The following is a 3,645-nucleotide window of genomic DNA, read 5'->3' on the forward strand; positions in this document are numbered from 1 at the left end:
AGCTGGCAAAAGCCAACACTGCCCACGTAATGTGATGCTGTTCTAACACCCAGAAAAAACCAAATAGCATGGCTGCGATCAATGCCACAACAAAAGACAACCGAGCGCCTACCGCTAACTTAAGTAATGCGCACCATTCCCAGGCAGCAGCCATAATAATTACGGCAAAAACAACAGCCACTAATTCTGTTGGCGCCTTAAGCACGCAGATAATTATTAACGGAATGAGAATGGCAGCAGTGATTAAACGCTGTTTTAACACTACCCTACTTGCTCTGCGATTTGGCCGAATCGGCGTTGACGCCCGGCAAACCATTGCAATGCAAGGTCATAAGCCTGGCCATCAAAATCCGGCCATAAGGTATCGGTGAAATATAACTCGGTATAGGCTAGATGCCATAGCAAAAAATTACTGATACGTTGCTCACCACCGGTACGAATAAATAAATCAGGTGGGGCAATATCACCCAGCGCCAAAAACTGAGCAAGGCGGTCACTATCAATATCTTTGACGTCCATCAAGCCACTCTCAACCTGTTTTGCAAGTTGACGAACCGCCTCGATAATTTCCCAATGACCACCATAGTTAGCCGCAATATTGACCAATAAGCCAGCGTTATCCTGGGTCAGCTGTTCTATCTCGGCAATTTGTTTTTGCAGTGGCGAAGAAAATGCGGATATATCACCGACAAAACGCAAACGCACACGATTCTCATGCAGTTTTTTACCTTCAGACTTGATCGCCTCGAGAAACAATTTCATAAGCAGGCCAACCTCATCTTGCGGACGACGCCAGTTTTCACTGCTGAAAGCGAATAAGGTAAGTATATTGATTTGTTGGCGTGCGCTGTGTTCAATCACTGCACGCACAGATGCAACACCCGAACGGTGTCCCATAACACGTGCCTTACCACGCTGCTGAGCCCAACGACCATTGCCATCCATAATAATGGCGACATGGTGTGGCAACATAGTGCTGCCCGTAGAATCACTGCGTTGATCCATAGTTAGTACCATGCCTACTATAAAGAGGCTGAAATTTTAGTCTGGGTCAGGCTAGAGAAAATAGATACAAGGGTGAAAATTAGACTTCGAGCAAATCTGCCTCTTTTTCTTCTGTTATTTTTTCAACTTGCGCAACAAATTTATCAGTGATTTTTTGAATATCGTCTTCTGCTCTACGTTCTTCGTCTTCGGTTATTTCTTTTTCTTTTAATAACTCTTTAAAATCACCGTTAGCATCGCGACGAATATTACGCAAGGAAATGCGTGCATTCTCTGCTTCTGCCTTAACAATTTTGACCATGTCACGGCGACGCTCTTCTGTCAGTGGTGGCAATGCTATACGAATAACACTACCTGATGTCGATGGATTCAAACCAAGACCTGATGCCATGATTGCTTTTTCAATAACAGGCACCAAATCTTTTTCCCATGGTGTAACGTTCAACATACGTGCATCAGCCACCGAAACTGTTGCTGCCTGGCTTAAAGGTACGTTTGAGCCATAATAGGGAATCATAACCTGGTCAAGTAAGCTGGGGTTGGCGCGGCCAGTACGTAATTTAACTAAGGTATCACGAAACGATTCAATGCTCTTTTCCATACGTTGCGATGCATCTTGTTTTATCTCCTCGATCATAACCTTACCCTACCCACTATTAACATACCAATGTGCCTTTATCTGCACCACAAATAATTTGCATTAGAGCGCCAGAATCATTGATATCAAAAATACGTAATGGCATACCATAATCACGACACAGAACAATTGCTGTTGTATCCATTACATCTAACTTTTGTTCGATAACCTGATCATAACTTAGACGATCATAGCGTGTTGCTGTTTTATCTTTCATTGGGTCTGCGCTGTAGACACCATCAACCTTAGTCGCCTTTAACACCAGCTCGGCACCAATTTCGACACTACGCAAACTTGCTGCGGAGTCTGTAGTGAAAAACGGATTACCCGTGCCCGCGGCAAAAATGACGACACGACCCTTTTCGAGATGACGTACTGCACGACGGCGAATATATTGCTCGCACACTTCATTAATCTGTAAAGCAGACATGACACGTGTCTTGGTGTCTAAACGCTCTAGCGCATCCTGCATTGCCAAAGCGTTAATAACGGTTGCCAACATGCCCATGTGGTCAGCCGACACCCGCTCCATCCCTGCCGCAGCAAGACCGGCACCACGAAAGATGTTGCCACCACCAATAACTAGGCCCACTTCAACGCCAGCACGAACAACTTCGGCAACTTCTTCAGCTAGGCGCTTTATTATCTCTGGCTTAATCCCATAGTCTTCGTCTCCCATCAGCGCTTCGCCACTCAGCTTGAGGACGATACGCTTATAAGACGGTGCACTATGGGGTTTGCTCATTAACTTGTTCTCTATTTGCTTTGCGCGATCTGTGCGGCCACTTCATCAGCAAAGTTCTCGACCTTTTTTTCGATACCTTCACCCACTTCAAAACGAACAAATTGCTTAACGCAACTATTACTTTTATCAAGCAGTTTTGCCACTGACAAATCAGGGTCTTTAACAAAAGGCTGACCCAACAAGGTGACTTCAGATAAAAACTTGCGCAGTCGACCGGCAACCATCTTCTCGATAATTTCTGCAGGCTTGCCACTCTCAGCGGCTTGAACTTCAAAAATATCTTTCTCTTTAGCCAGCGCAGATGGATCAACGTTGTCTTCAGATATCGCGATAGGTCGGCTGGCAGCAATGTGCATCGCCACATCTTTGCCCAAGGTTGTATTACCAGGAGCAATATCAACCAGAACGCCTATGCGAACACCGTGCATATAGCCATCGATTTGGCCACCATCACTATCAAAACGATCAAAGCGACGAACAGAGATCTTTTCACCCAACTTGGTAATCATCTCGTTGCGCCGCTCTTCAATGCTCTTATCACCGTCAAACGCCAACTGCACTAATGCATCAACATCAGCAGGCTTATCAGCGATAACGCGCTGAGCAATCAATGTAACAAACTCACCGAATTCATCACCATTGGCAACGAAGTCAGTTTCACAGTTCACTTCAACGATAGCTGCGGTTTTTCCATCATCACTAATTAATTGAACAATGCGGCCTTCGGCAGCGATACGACCCGCTTTTTTGTCTGCTTTAGCTTGGCCTGATTTACGTAATAACTCAACGGCAGCATCAATATCACCACTCGTCTCAGCTAGTGCTTTTTTACATTCCAACATACCTAAGCTAGTACGCTCGCGCAGTTCCTTAACCATCGCAGCAGATACCTTCATAAATCTTTCCTCATACAAAATACTCAATTTTCTCAGCTGGTCATTATGGGGCGTGTTAGACACAACCCCATGACACAAAGGGACACTATATTATTATCACTTTAAGATGCAGCAGGCGTTTCTACTGAGGCTTTTACTGATGTTTCAGCTACTGCGGGCGTTTCCGCTGAAGCCTCTACTGGTGTTGCATCTGCTACTGGTGTTCCTACCGAGGTCTCTGCTGGCGCTTTAGCATCAACTTCTTTCTTTACTGTTTCTTTCGCTTTCTTCTTAACTGTGGTCGGCATCGAGACTGTACCACTAGCGTCAATCTCGACGAATTCATCACCGCTACCACCCTGGTTTTGGGCAAGCGATAAACG

At 45.3% G+C, this 3,645-nt stretch carries 6 protein-coding genes; all 6 read right to left on the reverse strand.

The features are described 5' to 3' along the window. A partial coding sequence (locus JKY90_04535) for a phosphatidate cytidylyltransferase (GenBank protein MBL4851532.1) occupies positions 1-262 on the reverse strand: 262 nt, incomplete at its 3' end. Next, positions 262-1,005, reverse strand: coding sequence for a di-trans,poly-cis-decaprenylcistransferase (gene uppS / locus JKY90_04540; protein ID MBL4851533.1), 744 nt, complete (start codon positions 1,003-1,005; stop codon positions 262-264). The genes JKY90_04535 and uppS, both read right to left, overlap by 1 nt. 79 nt (positions 1,006-1,084) lie before the next feature. Next, complete coding sequence (frr, locus tag JKY90_04545; GenBank protein ID MBL4851534.1) at positions 1,085-1,642, reverse strand: ribosome recycling factor; 558 nt, start codon at positions 1,640-1,642, stop codon at positions 1,085-1,087. Between the two features lie 19 nt (positions 1,643-1,661). Further along, positions 1,662-2,387, reverse strand: coding sequence for a UMP kinase (pyrH, locus tag JKY90_04550; GenBank protein MBL4851535.1), 726 nt, complete (start codon positions 2,385-2,387; stop codon positions 1,662-1,664). 11 nt (positions 2,388-2,398) lie between these two features. Beyond that, positions 2,399-3,283 carry an elongation factor Ts gene (locus JKY90_04555; protein MBL4851536.1) on the reverse strand — a complete coding sequence of 295 codons (885 nt, stop codon included), beginning with the start codon at positions 3,281-3,283 and terminating at the stop codon, positions 2,399-2,401. Positions 3,284-3,384: 101 nt separating this feature from the next. Next, positions 3,385-3,645 (reverse strand): hypothetical protein (locus JKY90_04560; protein ID MBL4851537.1); only part of this gene is annotated, 261 nt, incomplete at its 5' end.

It is taken from the genome of Gammaproteobacteria bacterium (genome assembly GCA_016765075.1).
In the GTDB taxonomy this organism is placed as follows: Bacteria; Pseudomonadota; Gammaproteobacteria.